General features: G+C 69.9%; 17 protein-coding genes and 4 pseudogenes. 11 read left to right on the top strand and 10 right to left on the bottom strand.

Translation table 11 applies throughout. From position 1 onward, the window contains the following. Window positions 1–4: 4 nt before the first annotated feature. Entirely contained in the window at window positions 5–1,219 is a 1,215-nt protein-coding gene (locus ACRRRO_RS03540; RefSeq protein WP_424796410.1) for a class I SAM-dependent methyltransferase, read from the bottom strand. Between the two features lie 237 nt (window positions 1,220–1,456). Here ACRRRO_RS03540 and groES point away from each other — a divergent pair. After that, window positions 1,457–1,755: pseudogene (gene groES, locus ACRRRO_RS03535) on the top strand (co-chaperone GroES). 97 nt (window positions 1,756–1,852) lie between these two features. Here the strand turns inward: groES and ACRRRO_RS03530 are convergent. Continuing rightward, on the bottom strand, window positions 1,853–2,143 hold the full coding sequence (locus ACRRRO_RS03530; protein ID WP_424789016.1) for a WhiB family transcriptional regulator: 291 nt from the start codon (window positions 2,141–2,143) through the stop codon (window positions 1,853–1,855). A 280-nt stretch (window positions 2,144–2,423) separates the two neighbouring features. On the opposite strand from ACRRRO_RS03530, the gene ACRRRO_RS03525 reads away from it, so the two are divergent. Both ACRRRO_RS03525 and guaB read left to right on the top strand, forming a co-directional pair. Next, the gene (locus tag ACRRRO_RS03525; RefSeq protein WP_424796409.1) at window positions 2,424–3,536 is read left to right on the top strand and encodes a MerR family transcriptional regulator; all 1,113 of its coding nucleotides are present in this window, start codon (window positions 2,424–2,426) and stop codon (window positions 3,534–3,536) included. A 27-nt stretch (window positions 3,537–3,563) separates the two neighbouring features. Next, window positions 3,564–5,091 (top strand): annotated as a pseudogene (gene guaB / locus ACRRRO_RS03520) (IMP dehydrogenase). Between the two features lie 48 nt (window positions 5,092–5,139). Here the strand turns inward: guaB and ACRRRO_RS03515 are convergent. Next, window positions 5,140–5,898, bottom strand: coding sequence for an exonuclease domain-containing protein (locus ACRRRO_RS03515; RefSeq protein WP_424796407.1), 759 nt, complete (start codon window positions 5,896–5,898; stop codon window positions 5,140–5,142). On the opposite strand from ACRRRO_RS03515, the gene ACRRRO_RS03510 reads away from it, so the two are divergent. The 6 genes from ACRRRO_RS03510 to ACRRRO_RS03485 all read left to right on the top strand — a co-directional run bounded on the left by ACRRRO_RS03510 (window position 5,897) and on the right by ACRRRO_RS03485 (window position 9,921). Beyond that, window positions 5,897–6,040 (top strand): hypothetical protein, encoded by a 144-nt coding sequence (locus tag ACRRRO_RS03510; protein WP_424796406.1) that lies wholly within the window; start codon window positions 5,897–5,899, stop codon window positions 6,038–6,040. The genes ACRRRO_RS03515 and ACRRRO_RS03510 overlap by 2 nt on opposite strands. A 10-nt stretch (window positions 6,041–6,050) precedes the next feature. After that, a complete protein-coding gene (locus ACRRRO_RS03505) occupies window positions 6,051–7,175 on the top strand; it encodes a GuaB3 family IMP dehydrogenase-related protein (protein ID WP_424796405.1) in 1,125 nt (374 codons plus the stop codon). After that, complete coding sequence (locus ACRRRO_RS03500; RefSeq protein ID WP_424796404.1) at window positions 7,175–7,441, top strand: hypothetical protein; 267 nt, start codon at window positions 7,175–7,177, stop codon at window positions 7,439–7,441. Before ACRRRO_RS03505 ends, ACRRRO_RS03500 begins: the two co-directional genes overlap by 1 nt. Window positions 7,442–7,475: 34 nt before the next feature. Next, window positions 7,476–7,868: a GNAT family N-acetyltransferase gene (locus ACRRRO_RS03495; RefSeq protein WP_424796403.1), complete on the top strand. Its 393-nt coding sequence runs from the start codon at window positions 7,476–7,478 to the stop codon at window positions 7,866–7,868. Beyond that, a complete protein-coding gene (locus ACRRRO_RS03490) occupies window positions 7,865–8,380 on the top strand; it encodes a hypothetical protein (protein WP_424796402.1) in 516 nt (171 codons plus the stop codon). The genes ACRRRO_RS03495 and ACRRRO_RS03490 overlap by 4 nt, the downstream gene beginning before the upstream one ends. 152 nt (window positions 8,381–8,532) lie before the next feature. After that, a complete protein-coding gene (locus tag ACRRRO_RS03485; protein ID WP_434081079.1) occupies window positions 8,533–9,921 on the top strand; it encodes a class II fumarate hydratase in 1,389 nt (462 codons plus the stop codon). A gap of 206 nt (window positions 9,922–10,127) precedes the next feature. Here the strand turns inward: ACRRRO_RS03485 and ACRRRO_RS03480 are convergent, their stop codons facing one another. The 4 genes and pseudogenes from ACRRRO_RS03480 to pta all read right to left on the bottom strand — a co-directional run. Continuing rightward, on the bottom strand, window positions 10,128–10,982 hold the full coding sequence (locus ACRRRO_RS03480) for a sugar phosphate isomerase/epimerase family protein (RefSeq protein ID WP_424796400.1): 855 nt from the start codon (window positions 10,980–10,982) through the stop codon (window positions 10,128–10,130). A gap of 65 nt (window positions 10,983–11,047) precedes the next feature. Beyond that, window positions 11,048–11,539 (bottom strand): GNAT family N-acetyltransferase, encoded by a 492-nt coding sequence (locus ACRRRO_RS03475; protein WP_424796399.1) that lies wholly within the window; start codon window positions 11,537–11,539, stop codon window positions 11,048–11,050. 183 nt (window positions 11,540–11,722) lie between these two features. Beyond that, a pseudogene (locus ACRRRO_RS03470) lies at window positions 11,723–12,908 on the bottom strand (acetate kinase). A 301-nt stretch (window positions 12,909–13,209) separates the two neighbouring features. Next, window positions 13,210–15,144, bottom strand: a pseudogene (gene pta, locus ACRRRO_RS03465) (phosphate acetyltransferase); the annotation flags it as partial. 226 nt (window positions 15,145–15,370) lie between these two features. On the opposite strand from pta, the gene ACRRRO_RS03460 reads away from it, so the two are divergent. Both ACRRRO_RS03460 and ACRRRO_RS03455 read left to right on the top strand, forming a co-directional pair. Continuing rightward, window positions 15,371–15,709, top strand: coding sequence for an SURF1 family cytochrome oxidase biogenesis protein (locus tag ACRRRO_RS03460; protein WP_434081078.1), 339 nt, complete (start codon window positions 15,371–15,373; stop codon window positions 15,707–15,709). After that, the gene (locus ACRRRO_RS03455; RefSeq protein WP_434081077.1) at window positions 15,664–16,209 is read left to right on the top strand and encodes an SURF1 family protein; all 546 of its coding nucleotides are present in this window, start codon (window positions 15,664–15,666) and stop codon (window positions 16,207–16,209) included. Before ACRRRO_RS03460 ends, ACRRRO_RS03455 begins: the two co-directional genes overlap by 46 nt. A gap of 117 nt (window positions 16,210–16,326) precedes the next feature. On the opposite strand, the gene ACRRRO_RS03450 is transcribed toward ACRRRO_RS03455, so the two are convergent. The 3 genes from ACRRRO_RS03450 to ACRRRO_RS03440 form a co-directional block, all read right to left on the bottom strand. After that, complete coding sequence (locus ACRRRO_RS03450) at window positions 16,327–16,932, bottom strand: DUF1349 domain-containing protein (RefSeq protein WP_424796396.1); 606 nt, start codon at window positions 16,930–16,932, stop codon at window positions 16,327–16,329. Window positions 16,933–17,002: 70 nt separating this feature from the next. After that, window positions 17,003–18,736 carry an ABC transporter ATP-binding protein gene (locus ACRRRO_RS03445; RefSeq protein ID WP_424796395.1) on the bottom strand — a complete coding sequence of 578 codons (1,734 nt, stop codon included), beginning with the start codon at window positions 18,734–18,736 and terminating at the stop codon, window positions 17,003–17,005. Continuing rightward, window positions 18,733–20,628, bottom strand: a complete 1,896-nt coding sequence (locus ACRRRO_RS03440) for an ABC transporter ATP-binding protein (protein WP_424796394.1) — start codon at window positions 20,626–20,628, stop codon at window positions 18,733–18,735. Before ACRRRO_RS03440 ends, ACRRRO_RS03445 begins: the two co-directional genes overlap by 4 nt. Between the last annotated feature and the right edge of the window lie 97 nt (window positions 20,629–20,725).

Below are 20,725 nucleotides of genomic sequence, written 5' to 3'. Positions count from 1 at the left end.
GCCCTCATTCTCGTCCCGCGGTCTCGAGCGGGTCCACCACGAGCACCGATTGCTCACCCTGTAGACGGGTGAGCACGATCGTGGCGGAGGCGTCGCCGGAGAGTTGCAGTTGCTGACGCAACTGCTCGGGGACGACGGCGGTGCCGCGCTTCTTGATGGTCACCCGCCCCACGTTCCGGTCGCGCAGGTAGGCCCGGAGGCGTTTCAAGCCGAAGCCGAAATGGTCCAGCACGCGGTAACTGCGGGCGAAGGGAGTGGTTACCGCCTGGGCGGTCGTGATGTAAGCGATCGAGGGATCCACCAGGTGGCCGCCCAGCTGGTCGGCGACGTCGGCGACCAGTCCGGCGCGGATGATCGCCCCGTCGGGTTCGTGCAGGTAGGCGGCGAGGCGGCCGTCGGGCGCCTGGGTCGCGCGGGCATCGGCATCTCCGGACCACCCGAGGTGGTGCGTACCGGCGTCGGTGAGCAGGATCGCGCTGCGGCCGGCACCCTCGGTGGCGAGGCGACCGAACCACAGGCCGGCCTCCACCACCGCTCCGTTCACCGAGACCCATTGGGCGTGGGTGTGGCTGGGCAGCGCGGTGTAGGGGATCCCGGGCGCGACCTTGATGCCCAGGTCGGGAGTCGTGTCGGCCAGGGCGAGCACCGTGTCCAGGTCGGGGGAGTAGGACTTGGGATCGAACACGCGGTTGCCGCGCCGGGTGCGCCGGGCAGGGTCGGCGAAGATCGCGTCCACGCCTTCGGCCACCAGGTCCAGGTCCAGGCCATCGGCGTGGCGCACCTGAGCTTCGGGGAAGGCCCGCAGATTCATCTGGGCGCAGGCGGCGGTGGCCTCATCCTTCTCGATCGCCAGCACCCGCAGGCCCAGGCCCGCCATCGCCAGGGAGTCCGCGCCCAGACCGCAGCCCAGATCGGCCACGAGGCTGGCCCCGGCCCCGGCGTAACGGCGCGCATGCAGCGCGGCCACCTCGAGCCGGGTGGCCTGCTCCAGCCCTTCGGCGGTGAGCAGCATGCCGGAGGCGAACTCGCCGAACTTCTCGACCGCCTTGGCGCGTAGCCTGGACTGGGTCAGGGCGGCCGCCACCAGGTCCGGGTCCAATCCCCGGGCGCGCAAGCCCTCGGAGATGCGCAGGGCTGCGTCCTCCGAGTACGGGGGGAGTTGGCCGAGCAGCGCCCAACCCTCCGGGGTGAGCAGGCGCGCGAGCGCGGCAGGATCCATACTCACGATTCTGCCAGGGTGCACGAGTGCAGCGGTTCGGTGGAGCGACGTGGACCACATGATTAGCACTCACCTTGACCGAGTGCTAACGGCGATCTAGATTGGACCCCGAGGGGCCCCACCCGGGGTCCCGACCGTTCACCAGCGGTGCATGTCCGACCCCCGCGACGGCGGAGGTGCGTAGTTGGTAGCGGTCCATTGTCCTGGTTCCCATCACATGCGAAGGGGAGGTCCGTAGTGTCGGTCTCCATCAAGCCGCTCGAGGATCGGATCGTCGTCAAGACGCTCGAGGCCGAGCAGACCACCGCGTCCGGTCTGGTTATCCCGGACACCGCCAAGGAGAAGCCCCAGGAGGGCGAAGTCCTGGCGGTGGGCCCGGGCCGGATCGATGACAACGGCAACCGCGTCCCGTTGGACGTCACGGTTGGCGCGACAAGGTCGTCTACAGCAAGTACGGCGGCACCGAGGTCAAGTACGGCGGTGAGGATCTGCTGATCCTCTCGGCACGCGACGTTCTGGCGATCGTCGAGAAGTGACCCGCCGCTAGCGGCTGCGGCTGCTGAGCAAACACCGAGCCCCGGTTCCCTTCAGTGGGAACCGGGGCTCGGTCGCGTTCGGGCGTCCGGGAGGAACTCAGCTGGCGGCGGGCATCCGGGCGGCCAGGATGTCGGTGCGCTCGTCCTCGGTGAGTCCGCCCCAGACGCCGTAGGGTTCGCGCACCTTCAGGGCGTGCTCACGGCACTGCTGGATCACCGGGCACTCGGCGCAGATCGCCTTGGCGTTGGCGTCGCGGCGACGCCTCGATGCGCCGCGCTCGCCTTCGGGGTGGAAGAACTGCTCGGAGCCGGTTGCCCGGCACGCGCCTTCGTACTGCCACTCCCAACGTTCCATGACGGGTCCGGGGAGTCTAGATAGTTCGGCCATCTCAGTCCTTCCATCGGTGGTGGATGAGTTCAACGAGACACACGCTACAACCGCGCCAGAGGTTATTCAAGGGTGATGCGCAAACTATTCGAAGCATTCGTAGATTGTTCAGTGGCGCTCGACGCTTGTTCATGCGTGCGAGTCAACTTGTTCAAAACTGATCCGCCGCCTAGTCTCTAGGGCAGGAATGGCCCGTGCGCGGGCTCGGACAGGTCGCCCGCGTGGGGTCGGTCCGGACAAGTCGCCCGTGGGGGGCCCTGACAGGAAGGGGAGGTGCGCGGTGTCATCAACGTCGCCGGGGCCCCCGGAGGATCTTGGCGACGGCATCCGGTTGACGGTTGCCGGGGTCGCGGCCCGCCTGGGAGTGGCCGCTCCCACGCTGCGTACCTGGGCCCGGCGGTACGGACTGGGACCATCCGGTCACGTGGCCGGCAGTCACCGCCGGTACGAGGCATCCGACCTGGCCAGGCTGGAGACGATGCGCCGCCTCACCTTGGAGGGTGTGGCACCGGCAGATGCCGCCGAAATTGCGCTGCGGGGCACCGATGTGTCCGACGGTGCGGCGAAAGCCGGCGAACCGGACGCGAGGAACGGTGCGGCACCAGCCGGGGAACCGGACGCGAGGAACGGTGCCGCACCAGCCGGGGAACCGGACGCGAGGAACGGCGCCGCACCAGCCGGCGGTCCTGGCTCGGCCGAAGACACCACGCCCGCTGCTGGTCAGCCTGCGCAGAACGGCCGGAAGGGTCATGCGCCGGCTGGGGCCGGGCCGGAGGACGAGGAGCCCATGGTGGCCGACCCGCTCACCGTGGCCGCGGCTGCGGTCGACGGGGATCATCGGCGGCTGGCGCGACTGATCAGGCGAGCCGGACGTGAGCACGGTCTGCTGGACGGTTGGCTGATGGCGGTGCGCCCCGCGATCGAGATGGTCGCCCAGCGCCCGCAGCCGGATCGCCCGGGGCGCGACCCGGAACGGCTGTTGCGTGCCCAGATGCTGACCGTGCTCGCCGAGGCCAGCTCCGAGCCGGAGCCGGATCGGATCCAGGCGTTGGTGCAGTGCGTGCCGTCGATGAGTACCGACGCCCACGTGCTCGCCACCGAGATGACGCTGCGTGGAGCGCACGTTCGGGTGGCGCATCAGCGCCTGGAGGCCGATGGCGGGCAGGCGCTGCTGGACCTGGTAGCCCGCCAGCAGGGAGTGTTGACAGTCATCCTGGGGGAGTCCGAGATCGCAGAGAACCTGGTGCGGGTGCTGTGCGAGCGGGGCGATGAGGTCTTCCTGATCGCCCTCACCGACACCATCGCCCCCCGGGACGGCCTGCACCGCGCCCGCACCCTCAGCGGGGCGCTGCATGAGATCATGAGCCTCCTCACCCAGACCGCTCGATCCTAGATCGCGACGGCCACGTAGACTTGGGGTGTGACCGAACCTCAGCCCGCCGCCACCGCCCCTGATCCCTTCGCGTTCGTCGGACTGACCTACGACGATGTGCTGCTGCTTCCCGGGGGAGACCGACGTCATCCCGAGTGAGGCCGACACCTCCACCATCCTGACGCGCCGGATCCCGCTGTCGATGCCGTTGATCTCGGCAGCGATGGACACCGTCACCGAGGCGCGAATGGCCATCGCGGTGGCCCGGCAGGGTGGGCTGGGTGTGCTGCACCGCAACCTGGCCATCGAGGACCAGGCCGCCCAGGTCGACCTGGTGAAGCGGTCCGAATCCGGGATGGTCACCAACCCGCTCACGATCGGCCCCGACGCCACCCTGGCGGAGATGGACGCGCTGTGCGCGCAATTCCGGATCTCGGGTCTGCCGGTGGTCGATCCCGAGGGCGTGCTGCTGGGCATCATCACCAACCGTGATCTGCGGTTCGTGCCCGGCGAGAGTTTCGAGACCACGAAGGTCCATGAGGCGATGACGCCGATGCCGCTGGTCACCGGGGGAGTGGGCATCACCCGGGCCGAGGCCGCGGCGCTGCTGGGTAAGCACAAGGTCGAGAAACTCCCGCTGGTCGATGCCCGCAACGTGCTTCGCGGTCTGATCACGGTCAAGGACTTCGTGAAGTCCCAGCAGTACCCGCTGTCCACCAAGGACGAGGAGGGCCGCCTGCGCGTGGGAGCGGCGGTGGGCTTCTACGGTGACGCCTGGGAGCGGGCCACCGCGCTGGCCGATGCCGGTGTGGACGTGCTGGTGGTCGATACCGCCAACGGCCACGCCCGACTGATGCTGGACATGGTGCGCAGGCTGAAGGCGGATCCGGCCACCAAGGACGTGCAGGTGGTCGGCGGCAACATCGCCACCCGTGAGGGAGCCCAGGCGCTGGTGGACGCCGGCGTCGACGCGGTCAAGGTGGGGGTGGGCCCCGGATCGATCTGCACCACCCGGGTGGTCGCCGGGGTGGGGGTGCCGCAGATCTCCGCTATCCATCAGGCGGCGCTGGCTGCCCGCCCGGCCGGGGTGCCGGTGATCGCTGACGGCGGACTGCAGTATTCCGGCGACATTGCCAAGGCACTGGTGGCGGGTGCGGACTCGGTGATGCTCGGTGGTCTGTTCGCCGGGTCCGACGAGTCCCCCGGTGACCTGGTGCTGGTCAACGGCAAGCAGTACAAGCGCTACCGGGGCATGGCCTCCCTGGGGGCGATGCAGACCCGGGGGGAGCGCCGCTCCTACTCCAAGGACCGCTACTTCCAGGGCGATGTCTCCGATGACGACATCATCACCGAGGGGATCGAGGGCCAGGTGCCCTACCGGGGACCGCTGAGCCAGGTGGTGCACCAGTTGATCGGCGGGTTGCGTCAGTCGATGTTCTACGTCGGTGCCCGCACGGTTCCGGAGTTGAAGGAGCGCGGATCGTTCGTGCGGATCACGCCGGCGGGCTTGAAGGAATCCCACCCGCACGACGTGCAGATGATCGCCGAGGCACCCAACTACGGCGGGCGTCGCTGACGCAGACTGCTCGAGCGGTACTCCCGGCGCCGGCCCCGTCGGACTTGCTCAGGCGACCGAACGGTCGCGGGAGGCCGTGGGCACGGCCGTCGCGTCGTCGTCCTCCCTGCCCAGGGGCCAGTGCAGGCTGGCGCCGGGACCCTCGAACCCGTTGGAGGCGCGCCAGGAGTTGAAGTTCTGCGCCCAGGCCCGGTGCTGCCCGGCCTGCCACTGGTGGAGCTGGTCCAGGTCCTGGGTGAGTAGTTCGGGGTGGCGGTCGGCCTGCGCGGCCAGGACGTCCAGGGTGGCGGCGACGTCGACGTCGGCGGTGTGCAGGTCGCCGGCGTCCTCCACCCCGTACTCCTGGCACAGGTCCACCAGTTTGCGCTTGCCCCGGCGGTAGCGGTCCAGTGCCCGGTCCAGCACCAGCGGATCGATCACCGGCGACAGCGGGCGGCCCAGCCGTTCACCGATCGTGGGCAGCCGGTGGCGTTCCAGTTCGGCCTCGATGATGGTCAGGTCGAAGGTGGCGTTGAAAGCCACCACCGGCACGTCCCGGGAGAAGGCGGCGGTCAGTTCGGCGGAGATCTCGGCCAGGGCCCGCTTCGGGTCCATCCCGTTGGCGCGTGCGTGTGCGGTGCTGATCCCGTGGATCGCGGCCGCCTGCTCGGGGATCTCCACCCCGGGGTTGATCAGCCAGGTGCGCTGCTCGGTGCCGTGCGGACCCCGTCCCACCAGCGCTGCGGTGACGATTCGGTCCCGGAACGGATTCACGCCGGTGGTCTCGGTGTCGAACCCGAGGAGGGGGCCTTGGGTGAGGGCAGTCATGTCAACCTCGCTGGTGCCGGTGGATCGGTATGCCCCGACCATGGCACAGGGCACCGACATCGCCGCTGAGCCGCGCCCGGCGGGTGCCCGGATCGCCCACGCCCCTGCGTACTCCCACCCGCCCGCACCGGTGACCGAGTAGCCTTTGACCCGTGAGTATCGAGATCGAGATCGGACGCGGAAAACGGGGCCGGCGGGCCTACTCCTTCGACGACGTGGCCGTGGTGCCCTCCCGGCGCACCCGTGACCCCGAGGAGGTCTCGGTGGGCTGGCAGATCGACGCCTACTACGTGGACCTGCCGGTGCTGGCCGCTCCGATGGACTCGGTGATGAGCCCGACCACCGCGATCCAACTCGGCAACCTCGGTGGCATCGGGGTGTTGGACCTGGAGGGGTTGTGGACCCGGTACGAGAACCCCGAATCGCTGCTGCAGGAGATCGCCGAGCTGCCGGCCGCCGGCGCTACGAAGCGGATGCAGGAGATCTACTCGGCCCCGATCATTCCTGAACTGATCACCCAGCGGCTGCAGGAGATCCGTGACGCCGGGGTGACCGTGTCCGGATCGCTGTCACCCCAGCGCACCCAGGAGCACTGGCGCACCGTGGTCGAGGCCGGCGTGGACCTCTTCGTCATCCGCGGCACCACGGTCAGCGCCGAGCACGTCTCCGGCCAGGCCGAGCCGCTGAACCTCAAACGCTTCATCTACGAACTCGACGTGCCGGTGATCGTGGGCGGGGCCTCCACCTACACTGCCGCGTTACACCTGATGCGCACCGGCGCCGCCGGGGTGCTGGTCGGTTTCGGCGGGGGAGCGGCGCACACCACCCGCACCACACTGGGCATCCACGCCCCGATGGCCTCGGCGGTGGCTGATGTGGCCGCGGCCCGGCGTGACTACCTGGACGAGTCCGGCGGCCGGTACGTGCACGTGATCGCCGACGGCGGTGTGGGCCGCAGCGGCGACCTGGTCAAGGCGATCGCCTGCGGGGCCGATGCGGTCATGCTCGGCGCGGCACTGGCCCGGGCAGATGAGGCACCGGGCCAAGGCTGGCACTGGGGACCGGAGGCGCACCACCCCCAACTCCCCCGCGGGGAACGGGTGCAGGTTGGCTCGGTGGGCACCATGGAGGAGGTCCTGCTCGGCCCGGGCACCAAGGCCGACGGCACCGTGAACATGTTCGGCGCGTTGCGCCGGGCGATGGCCACCACCGGGTACTCCGACGTCAAGGAGTTCCAGCGCGTGGAGGTCGTCGTCTCTCCCTACCACCCGCGGTGATGTCCGCAGCCGGCGGGGACCCGGGCGGCCTGGGTCCGGCCGGTGCAAGCTCCGCCGGTGTGGGTCCGGGTGCGCCGGGTGTGACGTCCGGGGAGTCTGCCGGTGCGGCGCGCGGGTCCGATGTGATGCCCGACGGCGACACCGGGGGCAGCGGCGTTCACCTCCCGCATGCGCGCGCCACCGAGGCGGACCGGTCGGATGCCGCCGAGGTCATCGCGCTGTGGCACCGCGCGGGCCTGACCCGGCCATGGAATCATCCCGGTTGACTTCCACCAGGCCGGCACCAGCCCGATCTCCACCGTGCTGATCGCCCGCCTACCGGGGCCGGCGGTGATCGAGCAGCACCGGGTGGCCGGGACTCCGGAGGCCTCGCCCCAGCACGGAGACATCGTGACGACCGCCATCGTGGGCGTAGACGGACATCGCGGGTGGATCTACTACTTCGCCACCGACCCCCGGATGCGCGACCGCGGCTACGGGAGCCAGATGTTGACGGCGTGTGAGGAGTGGCTGGCCGGGCACGGCGCCCGCAAGGTGCAGGTGATGGCGCGCCAGGACAACCCGGTGGCGTCCTTCTACACCCGCCATGGCTACACCGACCAATCGGTGACGGTGCTGGGCCGCTGGCTCACCGGGGAATCGAAGGATCCACTCGCCCTGCGTGCCTCCGAGCGCGGAACGAGTACGCCATGACGACCGGCCACCTCGGCGAGTTGGCCGCCGCGATCGAGGCCCTGCTGCTCCCCCCGGAGGGCCCGCCGTCGTGCGTCCCGGTCATGTTCGGGCACTGGCCCGGTGGCAAGCCACTCGATGAGTGGTTCACCGCAGATGCAGTCAGCACCGGTGCCGGTTCACTGCAGGTGAGTTTTGACGAGGGGCAGGACGTGCTCACCGTCGAACACCCCGGACGGTGGTGGTCCGATGAGGACTCGGTGGTGGTCCGCGCCGCACATCGTGTGCACCTGCGCACGCACCGCAGTTCCCCGGCGCCGGCTTACCGCCCCGGGGCACCGCGAACCTTCACCCGTCTCATGGATTACCGCACCGCACGCGGAGTGGTCATCGACCGCGACGGCTCCCGGGCCCGGTGGTATCCACCGGATGCATCGCCACGGCCCTGGCACGTGGGTGCCTCGCGCGCCCCGGCCCTGGAACTGCGGTTGCTGTGGCCTTTGATCGAGGGCGACCGGGCCGGCCGGCGCTAGCGGTGAGCGGGGCCGCAAGCCCCTATGAGGGAGGCTGCGATCGATAGTCGCATGCGCACCGCCAGGGCCGCGACCCGGATCCGCTGAGGCGCCGGTGGGCACGCCGGCGAGATAGGCTGACGGCGACGTTTCCGAGCGTGAAGGTGGAAGAAGTGAACCAGGAGACCGAGTACCGGATCGAGCACGACACCATGGGCGAGGTCCGGGTGCTCAAGAACGCCACCTACCGCGCTCAGACCCAGCGGGCGGTGGAGAACTTCGCGATCTCGGGGATCCCGATCTCCCGGCACCACATCGCCGCACTGGCCCAGGTCAAGCGTGCCGCTGCGCTGGCCAACGCCGAACTGGGCGTGCTGGACCAGGACCGGGCCGAGGCGATCGTGGCCGCCGCCGACCGGGTGATCGCCGGAGAGTTCGACCACGACTTCCCCATCGACGTGTTCCAGACCGGCTCGGGCACCTCCTCCAACATGAACACCAACGAGGTGATCGCGACGCTGGCGAGTCGCTCCGGGGTGCAGGTGCACCCGAATGACCACGTGAACGCCTCCCAGTCCTCCAACGACGTCTTCCCCGCCTCCATCCACATCGCCGCCACCCAGGCGGTCACCACCGAACTGCTGCCCGCGCTGGAGACCCTGGCCGCCGCACTGGAGGCCAAGGCGACCGAGTTCGCCGACGTGGTCAAGGCCGGCCGCACCCACCTGATGGACGCCACCCCGGTCACCCTCGGGCAGGAGTTCGGCGGCTACGCCCAGCAGATCCGCAACGTCGAGCGAGTGCGTTCGGCAGTGCCCCGCCTGGCCGAACTCCCGTTGGGCGGCACCGCGGTCGGTACCGGGATCAATACCCCGGTCGGGTTCGGCGCCAGGGTCACCGGGTTGATCGCCGAGCACACCGGACTCCCGCTGACCGAGGCGCCCAACCACTTCGAGGCACAGAGCGCCCAGGACTCCCTGGTGGAGGCCTCCGGGCACCTGCGCACCGTGGCCGTGTCGCTGGTGAAGATCTGCAACGACCTGCGCTGGATGGGCTCCGGACCCAACACCGGGCTGGCCGAGATCGCCATCCCGGACCTGCAGCCGGGTTCCTCGATCATGCCGGGCAAGGTGAACCCGGTGATCCCCGAGGCGATGCTGATGGTGTGCGCCCAGGTGATCGGGAACGACGCGGCGATCGCCTTCGGTGGAACCACCGGGTCCTTCGAACTCAACGTGATGCTGCCGGTGCTGGCCCGCAACATCCTGGAGTCCACCACGATCCTGGCCCGGGCCAGTGAGCACCTGGCGCACAAGTGCGTCGACGGCATCACCGCGAACGTCGAGCGGGCACGGGAACTGGCCGAGTCCTCACCCTCGATCGTGACCCCGCTGAACCGGCTGATCGGATACGAGGCCGCCGCCAAGATCGCCAAGCACGCCGTCACCGAGGGGATCACCGTGCGGCAGGCCGTAGAGGACCTGGGTTACATCGAACGCGGCGAGGTGACACCGGACCAGCTCGACGCCGCCCTGGACGTCACCACGATGACCCACCCCTGACCGCCATCACGCCCCACTGACGGCGCCGGCCCCACCCGGGCGGGACGCCAGGCGTCAGCGGAGGACCCGGTAGCGCAGCGCCCGGCCGACGCGGTGGGCCTGCTCGGTGGCGAACGCGTTCCGGGTGGTGCGCGGAGGCAGCCCCATCGAGGCAGTGTTCAGGTAGACCGTGGTGGCGCCGAAGTCACCCCATCAGCACTCCAGTTTCAGAACATCTCCCCGAAGCCCATCGCGATGAGGTTGTCGCGGGAGATGCGCAGGCACTCGAACACGTCCCGGCCGTAGAACTGGTCCTGCTCCACGAAAAGGTACTCCGCGCCGATCTCGGCCGAGGCGGTGATGATCGAGGGGAAGTCCAGGGTGCCCTCCCCCACCTCGGCGAACTGAACCAGGTCCCGCCAGGCCTCACCGAAGGCGGCGAAGTCCCCGGCCTCGCGGGCCTCGATCGCCTCGGGCGGCATGATGGCGATCCGGTAGTCCTTCAGGTGCACCAACTCGGTCCGCTCGCCGTAGCGGTGCAGCGCCCGCACCGGGTCGTCGCCGCCGCGTTGCACCCAGTGCACGTCCACCTCCAGGCCCAGGTTCGGCGCGGAATCGTAGATGATGTCCAGCAGCGTGCGCCCCTCCAGGCGTCCGTACTCCACGTGGTGGTTGTGGTAGTACAACCGCACCCCCCGTTGGGCCAGTTCCATCGCGACCTTGTCCACACCGGCGCAGAAGTCGGCCACATCGCTGATGCTGGTCAGGTACTGCAGCGGTGCCATCCCGATGCGGAGGTACCGCACGCCCAGGCGCTCGCAGTCGGCGCTGATCTTGTCCAGATCCTCGCTGAGACTGTCCGAACCACGCTGGGGCAGGTAGGAGGCGGACAACGAGGCGATGTCGATACCCAGGTCCTGCTGGGCTCGCTCAATCGCCTCCACGTTCGTCGGCGTCATCGGGATCTGGGACATCTCCACCGCGCGGTAACCGAGTTCGGCCACCCGGCGCAGGGACTCACCTACACCGTGCTCCTTGGCGTGGTCGCGCAGCATCATGGCCTGCACACCGATCGTGGGCATTGTTTTCCTCTCGCTTGCTGGGATGGCTCGTCAAAACGGCCGGACGCCGCGCCACCGGGCTGGATTCAGGCGTGGCGCAGAATCAGTTCATCGATCACGGTGCCGCGTTCGAGCACGTACCCGGACTCCTCGCCCACCATCTGGAAGCCGTTGCGCTTGAGGACCACCACGGCGGCGTCATTGTGCCGCGGGGCGCGAGCCACCACCGGCCGGATCGGCACTTCGTCCAGGAACGCGCGCAACGCTGCGGTGGCCACCCCCTGCCCCCAGTGGGCCCGGTCCACCCAGTAGGAGACCCGGAACTCCCCGTCCACAGGCAGGCCCACGATGTGGCCGAGTACCTCGTCACTCGCGGCGTAGGTGATGGTGCGCGCATGCACCTCGGGATCGCGGAGCAACTTTGCCCATCTGGTCTCGAAGGCGTGCTGATCGTTGGGGTGATCATCGGCGATCGCGGCCATCGCGGCGGCCTGCGGATCGCGCAGGTGCCCGAAGAACACCGGAAGATCCGAGTCGGTCACCTCACGAAGCACCACGTCTGCCCTGTCCTCGGTCACCTGGCCACCTCCCTGGAATCACCCCCATGGTAGTTCGGCGGGCACGCCGGCGCAGCGAACTCGAGGCCCGACATCCTCATCGCGACCACAGCCCGGGCCGTCGCGGCGCGGCACGCGTACCGAGCGGTGCCCCGGTCGCGGGAGGGCAGATCGGTGCCCCGGCACCGCAGCGCAGAAACGGCCTCAATCGCTGACCACCGAAAGCGCCTGGCCGGCGATCTCCAGTTCCTCGTTCGTGGGTACGACCAGCACCGCCACCGCGGAGTCGTCGGTGGAGATCACGCGGGTGCCCCGCACCGGTGCGGTGTTGCGCTGGGGGTCCACCTCGATCCCCATGCGTTCCAGCCCGGCCAGGGACTCAGCGCGCACCGCCGTGTCGTTCTCCCCGATCCCGGCGGTGAAGACGATGGCGTGCACGTGCCCCAGTGCCGCGGTGTAGGCCCCCACATACTTGCGGATGCGGTAGGTGTAGATCTGCCGGGCCAGGCGCGCATCGGCGTCCCCGGCGGTGATCGCCGCGTCCACGTCGCGCATGTCGGCATGCCCGCTCAGGCCGAGCATGCCGGAGCGGCGGTTCAGCAGTTCGTCGATCTCGTTGATGCCCATCCCCGCGGTGCGGGCCAGGTGGAACACCACCGCCGGGTCGATATCACCCGAGCGGGTGCCCATGACCAGGCCCTCCAGCGGCGTCAGGCCCATCGAGGTGTCCACCGAGCGGCCCTGACGCACCGCGGTGGCCGAGGCCCCGTTGCCCAGGTGCAGCACGATCAGGTTCGCCTCCTCGGGCCCCATGCCCAGGAACCGGGCGGCCTCCCGGGAGACGTACTGGTGGGAGGTGCCGTGCGCGCCGTATCGGTGGATGCGGTGCTCGGCCGCCACCGCCTGGTCGATGGCATAGGTGGCGGCGTAGTCGGGCATGGTCAGATGGAAAGCGGTGTCGAAGACCGCCACGTGTTTCATCTGCGGGAAGTACTCCCGGGCGGCGCGGATGCCCTGCAGGTTCGCGGGATTGTGCAGTGGCGCCAGGTCCACGAGGCTCTCGATGATCTCAATGGCCTCGTCGTCGATGAGCACCGGCCCCCCGAACCTGGCCCCGCCCTGGACCACCCGGTGCCCACCGCGCGGCCAGGTCCGAATCGTCCAGGTCCGGACCGTGCTGGTCGAAGGCGGACCGCATCAGGGCCATGGCCGCCTCGTGGTCCGGCACGGGCTGTTCGGTGCGCTGGGCCCGGCCACCGTTGGAGTGGGTGCAGATGCCCAGCGGTTGGCCGATGCGTTCGATCAGGCCGGTAGCCAGGGCTTGCTCGGCGCCGGTGTCCACCACCTGGTACTTCAGTGAGGAGGAACCGGAGTTGATCACCAGGACCACCCCGCTGGACCCGCGCGCGCTGCCAGCAGCGGTTGCGCCGTCGTCGCTGGTGGTTGCGCGGCCAGGGGGAGCGCCGCCGTCGCGGGCGTCCGCACCCGGGTTCGCGCCGCCGTCGCGACCGTCGTCGTTCACCATCACCCGATCCCTTCGGTCTGCACCGCCTGGTCGTGCCCGGCTTGAGCAGCGGCCTCGGCCTGCACGGCGGTGATCGCCACCGTGGTGACGATGTCCTGCACCAGCGCCGGGAGAGGTCGTTGACCGGTTTGTTGAGGCCCTGCAGTACCGGTCCCACCGCCACCGCACCGGCGCTGCGCTGGACCGCCTTGTAGGTGTTGTTGCCGGTGTTCAGGTCCGGGAAGATGAACACCGTGGCGCGGCCGGCCACGGCGCTACCGGGCAGTTTCGCCTTGGCCACCGACACGTCCACGGCCGCGTCGTACTGGATCGGCCCCTCGACCACGAGGTCCGGGCGGCGCTCGCGCACCAGTTCGGTGGCGGTGCGAACCTTGTCCACCTCGGCCCCGGACCCGGATTCCCCGGTGGAGTAGGACAGCATCGCGATCCTTGGGTCCACCCCGAACTGGGCGGCCGTGCGGGCTGAGGAGATGGCGATGTCGGCCAGTTGCTCGGCGGTCGGGTCGGGGTTGACCGCGCAGTCGCCGTACACCAGCACCCGGTCGGCCAGGGCCATGAAGAACACCGAGGAGACGATCGAGACGCCCGGGACGGTCTTGATGATCTGGAAGGCCGGCCGGATGGTGTGTGCGGTGGTGTGCTGTGCGCCGGAGACCATCCCGTCAGCCAGACCCAGGTGCACCATCATGGTGCCGAAGTAGGACACGTCGGTGACGATCTCCCGGGCCCGGTCCATGGTCATCCCCCGGTGGGCGCGAAGCGCGGTGTACTCGGCGGCGAAGCGCTCGGTCAGGTCGGGATCGGTGGGGGAGAGCACCTGCGCGGCGTCCAGGTCCAGGCCGAGACGGCGGGCCCGACCGCGTACCTCGGACTCCTCACCCAGCAGCGTCAAGGCGGCCACGTCGCGGGCGAGCAGGGAGGATGCTGCGCGCAGGATGCGATCGTCGGCGCCCTCCGGCAGCACCACGTGCTTGCCGGCCTGGTGGGCGCGTTCGAGCAGGTCGTACTCGAACATCAGCGGCGTCACGACGTCGGTCCTGGGGATGTCGACCGCATCCAGGAGTTGCTCGCCGTCGACATGGGTGGCGAAGGTGGCTCGGGCGAGGTCGAGTTTGCGCTGGGTGCCCGCGGAGAGCAGTCCCCGGGTCCTGGCGACCTCGCTGGCGGTCTCGTACGTGCCCAGGTCGGTGGTGATGACCGGAAGTTGCAGCGACAGCCCGTCCAGCAACCGCCGGACCGGCTCGGGCGGGCGGAAGCCGCCGTTCAGGATCAGCCCGGACAGGGTGGGGAAGGACTCGGCACGGTTCGCCGACAGCACCGCCAGGATCACGTCGGAGCGGTCGCCGGGCACGATCACGATCGCCCCCTCGGTGAGCCGGTCGAGAATGTGCTCCATGGTCATCCCGCCCACGATCACCCCTTCGGCCTCCCGCTCCAGGAGCGCCTCCTCACCGGCGATCAGGGTGCCGTCGACGGCCTGCATCAGGTCCCGCACCAGTGGCGCCGACAGCAGCGGAATATCGGGCATCACCCAGGCCGGCAGCGGCAGATCGGCCAGCGCCTCACGTACCTTGGGCAACTCATCGGGGTTGGCGCGGTTGGCGACCACCGCGACCACCTTGGCGTGCGCGGAGTGCAGTTCGGCGGTGGCCACGTCCACCATCGAGCGCACCGCCTCAGCAGGCCGGTCGACTGCGGAGGTGACAAGCACGACGGCGGAACCCAGGTTGGTTGCGACGCGGGCGTTGAAAGCCAGTTCGGTCGGGCCGGCCACGTCGGTGTAGTCCGAGCCGACGATCACCACCATCTCGCACTGCCGTTCCACCAGCCGGTACTTGCGGATGATCGTGTTCAGCGCCGCGTCGGGATCGGCGTGCACGTCCTCATACGTCACCCCCACGCACTCGTCGTAGGACAGGTCCACGCCGTCGTGGCTGAGCAGCAGTTGGAGCACCGAGTCCGGTTCGGTGCCGCTGCGGGCCACGGGGCGGAAGACGCCCACCCGGGTGACCCGCCGCACGAACAGATCCACCAGTCCCAGGGCCACCGATGACTTCCCGGTGTGCCCTTCGGGCGAGGTGACGTAGACGCTGGAGACCATGGGATCTGCTCCTCGGGTGGAGTTCAGTGCGGCTGCCTACCCCGCAGGCTATCGGCCACCGGATGCTCCCGCGGCGGGAGCGGGTGTGGGCTGGCTGACGTTGTGCAGGGCGCCGCGGCCAGCGGATGCGCGGATGCCCGAGAGTGCCCGGTTGCGGCTTGGGGGTGTGCCGGCGGGGCGCCCTCGGCGTGGTGATTCCGGCCGCGACGCGGCGTAGGCTGGGTGGGTGGATCAAGGGGTGTGGCGGCAGTGGTTGCGAGCAGCGACCAAGCCTCGCCTGCTCGGAATCCTGGTGATCCTGCTGATCGGTGCGATGGTGTGCGTGCGGTTGGGGATGTGGCAGTTGGAGCGTGCCCAGGTCCGCGGGGACCAGGTTGCGGCGATGGAGCAGGCCGAACGTGAGAGCGCGCCCCCGCAGCCGTTGGGCGAGGTGGTGGGTCCGCAGACCCAACTCGTCCAGGAGATGGTGGGTCTGCGCGTGATCGCCGAGGGAGTGTATGAGCAGAGGATCAGTTCTTCGTGGTCGGTCGCTCCCACGAGGGTCAGGTGGGGTACTGGGTGCTGACCGCGTTGGTGCTCGGTGAGGGCGAGCACGCCGGAGCCGTGGTTCCGGTGGTGCGCGGCTGGGTTCCCGAGGCCGATCCGGACCTGCTCACCGAGGTGCCGAGCGAGCCGGTGCGGGTGCTGGCGTACCTGGCCCCCTCGGAGGGGGCCGGGGCCCGGCTGCCCGAGCCACACCTGGTGGACGCGGTGAGCTCGGCCCAGTTGGTGAACGTGTGGGGCGGTCCGATCTACTCGGCGCACCTGCGCCTGATCTCCGCCGAACCCGAGGTCGGGCCACCGATGGCGCAGGTCGGCCCACCCGAGATCGCCGACGCCGGACTGAACATCCAGAACCTGGCCTACGCCGCCGAGTGGTGGATCTTCGGCGGGTTCGCACTGTTCCTGTGGTGGCGCATGGTGCGCGATGAGGTCCGGTACGACCGCGAGCAGGCCGCGAAGAGCGCGCGCCTCCGCGCCGGCCGGTGCGCCCGGTGGTGGGCCCGGTGGTGGGCCCGGCGGTGACGACGAGGGGGAGGAGGCGCGCCGAGCCGGACCCACCGGTGCTGCCAGCACACAACATGCCGACGACGACGTCGTGCGCGCGCGTGTGCCCGCCCCCTGAGTAGAACGGCGGCGCGGTCAGGAGCCGTCGCGGAGTGCGGCGAGCGTGGTCTCGGTGAACGTGATGTCACTGAAACGTGCGGTGCCGGAGTCACCGGTCGGTGCCTGGGCGAGCATCCCCACCGCCACCGCGTCGGTGGTGGCCAACCGGAACACGCGCACGAAGTCCCACCTGTCTCCGTCGCTGGAGGCGTGCATGGCGTACGCCGGACCGATCCGGGCGATGCGCAGATGGACCGTGTCGCCGTCGACCACCCAGGAGTTCGCGTCGTCGGAGTAGCCGTTCGTGACCACGCTGACCACCATCGCCCCACCCTGCGGCGAGTACTCGAAGCACAGTTTCGCCCAGTGCTCGGCGTCGGCCCACAGGGTCAGCACACCGGCATCGAAGGTGGTCCGGGGACCGGGCACCTGCACCCGGGCGGAGAACTGGAAGTCCCCCTCCGGGACGAACCCCAGGCTGGTGGCGGTCTGCCGGGAGGGCTGGTCTCCCGCGGAGGCGTAGTTGATCCAGTCCACCCGGGCCGCCGAGGTCAGGGTGAGAACACCGTCGGTGAGATCCCACTGACCAGGGCCGTTGGTCCAGGTGAGGTCGGGTAGGCCATCCAGGCGGGGGGCGCTCATCGGTGTCTCCTTGCGTAGGCGGTTGGTGATGAGCACAGCCTGCCAGAGCGCGTCCCCGGCCGTCGGCGGGCTACTCCTGGTTCCAGGACTCCCACAGGGCGGCATAGTCCCCGCCGGCCTCGACCAGGTCGTGGTGCGGGCCGATCTCGGAGATGAGGCCGGCGTCGACGACGGCCACCCGGTCGGCGTCGTGGGCAGTGTAGAGCCGGTGTGCGATCGCCACCACGGTGCGCCCGTGCAGCACCGCCGAGAGGGAACGCTCCAGATGCCGGGCCGCCCGCGGATCCAGCAGCGAGGTGGCCTCATCGAGCACCAGGGTGTGCGGGTCCATCAGCACCAACCGGGCCAGTGCCACCTGCTGGGCCTGCGCCGGGCTCAGGGCGACTCCGCCGGAGCCGACCTCGGTGTCCAGACCGCGTGGCAGGCGCCGGGCCCACCCCAGTGCGTCCACCGCAGCCAGGGCCCGGTGCAGTTCGTCGTCGTCGGCCTCGTTCTTGGCCAGGCGCAGATTCTGGGCCAGTGAGCCCACGAACACGTGGTGCTCCTGGGTCACCAGGGCCACCTGCTTGCGCAGGTCCTCCAGCGGCAGGTCCACCAACCGCACCCCCCCGACGGCCGCCGTGCCGCCGGTGGGCGGGTGGATCCCGGCCAGCATCCGGCCCAGGGTGGATTTGCCCGCCCCGGAGGGGCCCACCACCGCCAGCCGCTCGCCCGGCTGCAGGTCCAGGTCGATGCCGTGCAGCACATCCTGGCCCTCCCGGTAGGCGTACCGCAGGTCCTCGGTCCTGATCTGCTGGTCCTCGGGCTGCTCACCGGAGGCGGTGCGGTCCTTCTCGACCAGTTCCACTCCGAAGATCCGGGAGATGGACGCCGCGCCCACCTGGATTTCATCGAGCCAGAAGATCAACTCCTCGATCGGGTTCATCATCTGCATGGCGTACAGGGCGATCGTGGTGACCGCACCGATGGTGGCGTGCCCGTTTGCGACCAGGTACCCGCCCCACAGCAGGACGGCCACGATCGGCAGGATGAACGCAGCGTCGATCCCGGGGAACAGCACGGTACGCAGCCACAGGGTGTACTTCTCGGCCTTGAACGCCTCGGAGATGTCGGCGTCGATCCGTTCGCGCCGCCGCTTTCCCAGGGACAAGGCGTCCACCGTCCGGGCGCCCTCGACCGACTCGGTCAGGGAGCCGTTGATGGCGGCATAGGAGGCTGACTCGCGCAGGTAGGCCGGGGTGGCCCGGCGCAGGTACCACCGCGTGGCCAGCACCAGCACCGGTACCCCCACGAAGGTGGCCAGCGCCACCAGCGCGTTGGTGAGCAGCCCGGCCACCACGGTCAGCAGGATCGTGGCCAGGCACACCAGCACCCGTGGCACACCGAAGCGCACCGTGTACTGCACCCGGTCGATGTCGTTGGTGGTACGAGCCACCAGGTCACCGGTACCGGTCTGCTCCACCGTGGACAGCGGCAGGGCGGTGATCTTGGCGATGAAGTCCTCGCGCAGGTCGGCGAAGACCTCCTCACCCAGGATCATGGCGTTGCGTTGGGCAAAGCGCACCAGGACCGTCTGGGCGAGCACGGCCGCCACCAGGATGGCCACCATGATGTTCAGCGCGGCGGCGGTGGTGCCGCCGGTGACGTCGTCGATGATCCGGCCCAGCAGCCACGGCCCCACCAGGCCGGCCAGTGCCGCCAAGGTGTGCAGGGTGACCACACCGGTCAGCTTCGCCGAGTGCTGGCGCAGCAGGGTGCCGGTGCGTGAGCGAACCGTCGCCGAGTCGGCCACGGGCAATGTCATCGCGGCACTCCTTCCCCGGTGGCGCCGGCAGGTTCGGTGGAGTCGCGGGCCAGGGTCCGGTCGATCTCGGCCGCGCCCCCTGCGGTCTCGCTGTCATCGGTCTCCCCGTGCCCGGGTTTGCCGTCTGCGAACTCGCCGTCCTCGGCCGCTCCCTCCCCGGGCTCACCCATACTGCGGCTGACCACGTCCCGGTAGCTCCGGGCGTGCTCGAACCCGGCCTCGGCGGCCTCGAGCAGTTCGTGGTGGCCTCCGCGGGCCCGCACCACGCCGTCGGAGCCCAGGAACGCCACCTCATCGACGTGCTCCAGCAGCAGCGGGCTGGCCGAGACGATCACCGTGGTCCGTCCGGCTCGCGCGGTGCGCAGGTTCGCTGCGATCCGGGCCTCGGTGTGGGCGTCAACCGCTGAGGTCGGCTCGATCAGCAGCAGGATCTCGGCATCGGTGGTCAGCGCCCGGGCCAGGGCCACGCGCTGACGCTGCCCACCCGAGAGGGACCGGCCCTTCTCGGCGATCCGCCCGTGCAGGCCCTGCGGCAGCGACTCCAGCACGTCACCGGCGTCGGCGACGTCCAGGGCCGCCAGCAGTTCCTCCGGCGTGGACCCACCGCGGGCGTCGACCTCGGTGGCCAACGTGCCGGTGAATAGGGCGGGTGTGGGCTCACCGAGCACGATCCGCTCGCGCACGGCGGCCAGCGGGTAGGAGCGGATGTCCTGGCCGTCCCAGCACACCGTGGTGTCGGTGTCGATCAGCCGGGACATCCGGATCAGCACATCGGCGCTGGCGTCGGGGTCTGCAGCCACCACGGCCAGGACCTGACCAGGCTTGGCCTCCAGACCCGAGCGCAGGTCAACCAGGGTGGCACCCGGTGCCGGTGCCGCTGCGGTGCCCTCGTCGGCGACGTCCGGGACCACCTGCAGAACCTTGATCATCTTCCGCGCGGCCACCACCGCGCGGGTGCCGTGCTGTACCACCATCGTGGCTGCGCGCAGTGGTTGGGTCAGGAACACCCCGTAGCCGTAGAAGGTGACCAGCTGACCCGGCGTCAGTTCCCCGCGCACGGTCAGGTGCGCACCGAGGAACACCACCAGTGCCAGGAACAACCCGGGCAGCAGTACCTGCAACGCGTCCAGGGTCGACTGGGTCTGCGCCACGGCGGTCCCGCGCCGGCGCACCTGCTGGGACTGGTCGTGGTAGCGCTGCGCAAAGACGTCCTCCCCACCGATCCCGCGCAGGATCCGCAGGCCGGAAACGGTGTCTGAACCCAGCGTGGTCAACCGGCCCTGGGCCTCCCGCTGCGCGGCCTGGCGGCGCTGCAGCGGCCGGACCAGCAGCGCCAGGATCGCCGCCACCACCGGCAGCCCGATCAGCACGGTCAGGCCCAGCGCCGGCGAACTGTTCAGCAGTACCAGGGCGACGACGATGTAGGTCACCACGCCACCCAGGAACCGGGCCATGCCGGCGAAGAGTTCGCCGAACCGCAGCGCGTCGGTGGCCACGGTGGCGACCACCTCACCGGTGGGCAGTTCCTTGGTGATGCCCGCACCGGACCTGGTCACGTGATGGCCCAGCAACTGGGAGGCGTTCAGTGAAGCGCGCAGCCAGTTGGCCACATCGAAGCGGTGCCCGACGGCGTTGGCCACGATCGCGACGGCACCGACACCCAGCAGCACCATGCACCAGAAGATCAACTGCTCGCCCACGCCCGCGGACAGGCCCTCATCGACCGCGCGGCCCAGGATGTAGGGCAGCGCAGCCTGGCACAGGGCACCGAGAACCCCGAATCCGATGGCACCCAGCAGCACCGGCCACTGCCGCTTGGCCTGCCACCAGATGAAGGCGGCTGGACCGGTCAGCGGAGGGCGACCGGGATCGGGGTGAGGAAGGGCTCGCACGAGGGTCAAGGTTAGGCCAGCCCGGACCGGGCGAGCCATGTCTTTTCGGTCACCCGGCCCCGGTGGCGGGAAGGGCGCGGTCTGGCTACGGCGCTGT

This window comes from Sanguibacter sp. Z1732, from assembly GCF_051020515.1.
Lineage (GTDB): Bacteria > Actinomycetota > Actinomycetes > Actinomycetales > Beutenbergiaceae > CALKWS01.
Note: the sequence above shows the minus strand (reverse complement) of the source record. Positions and strands in the feature narration are given on the sequence as shown.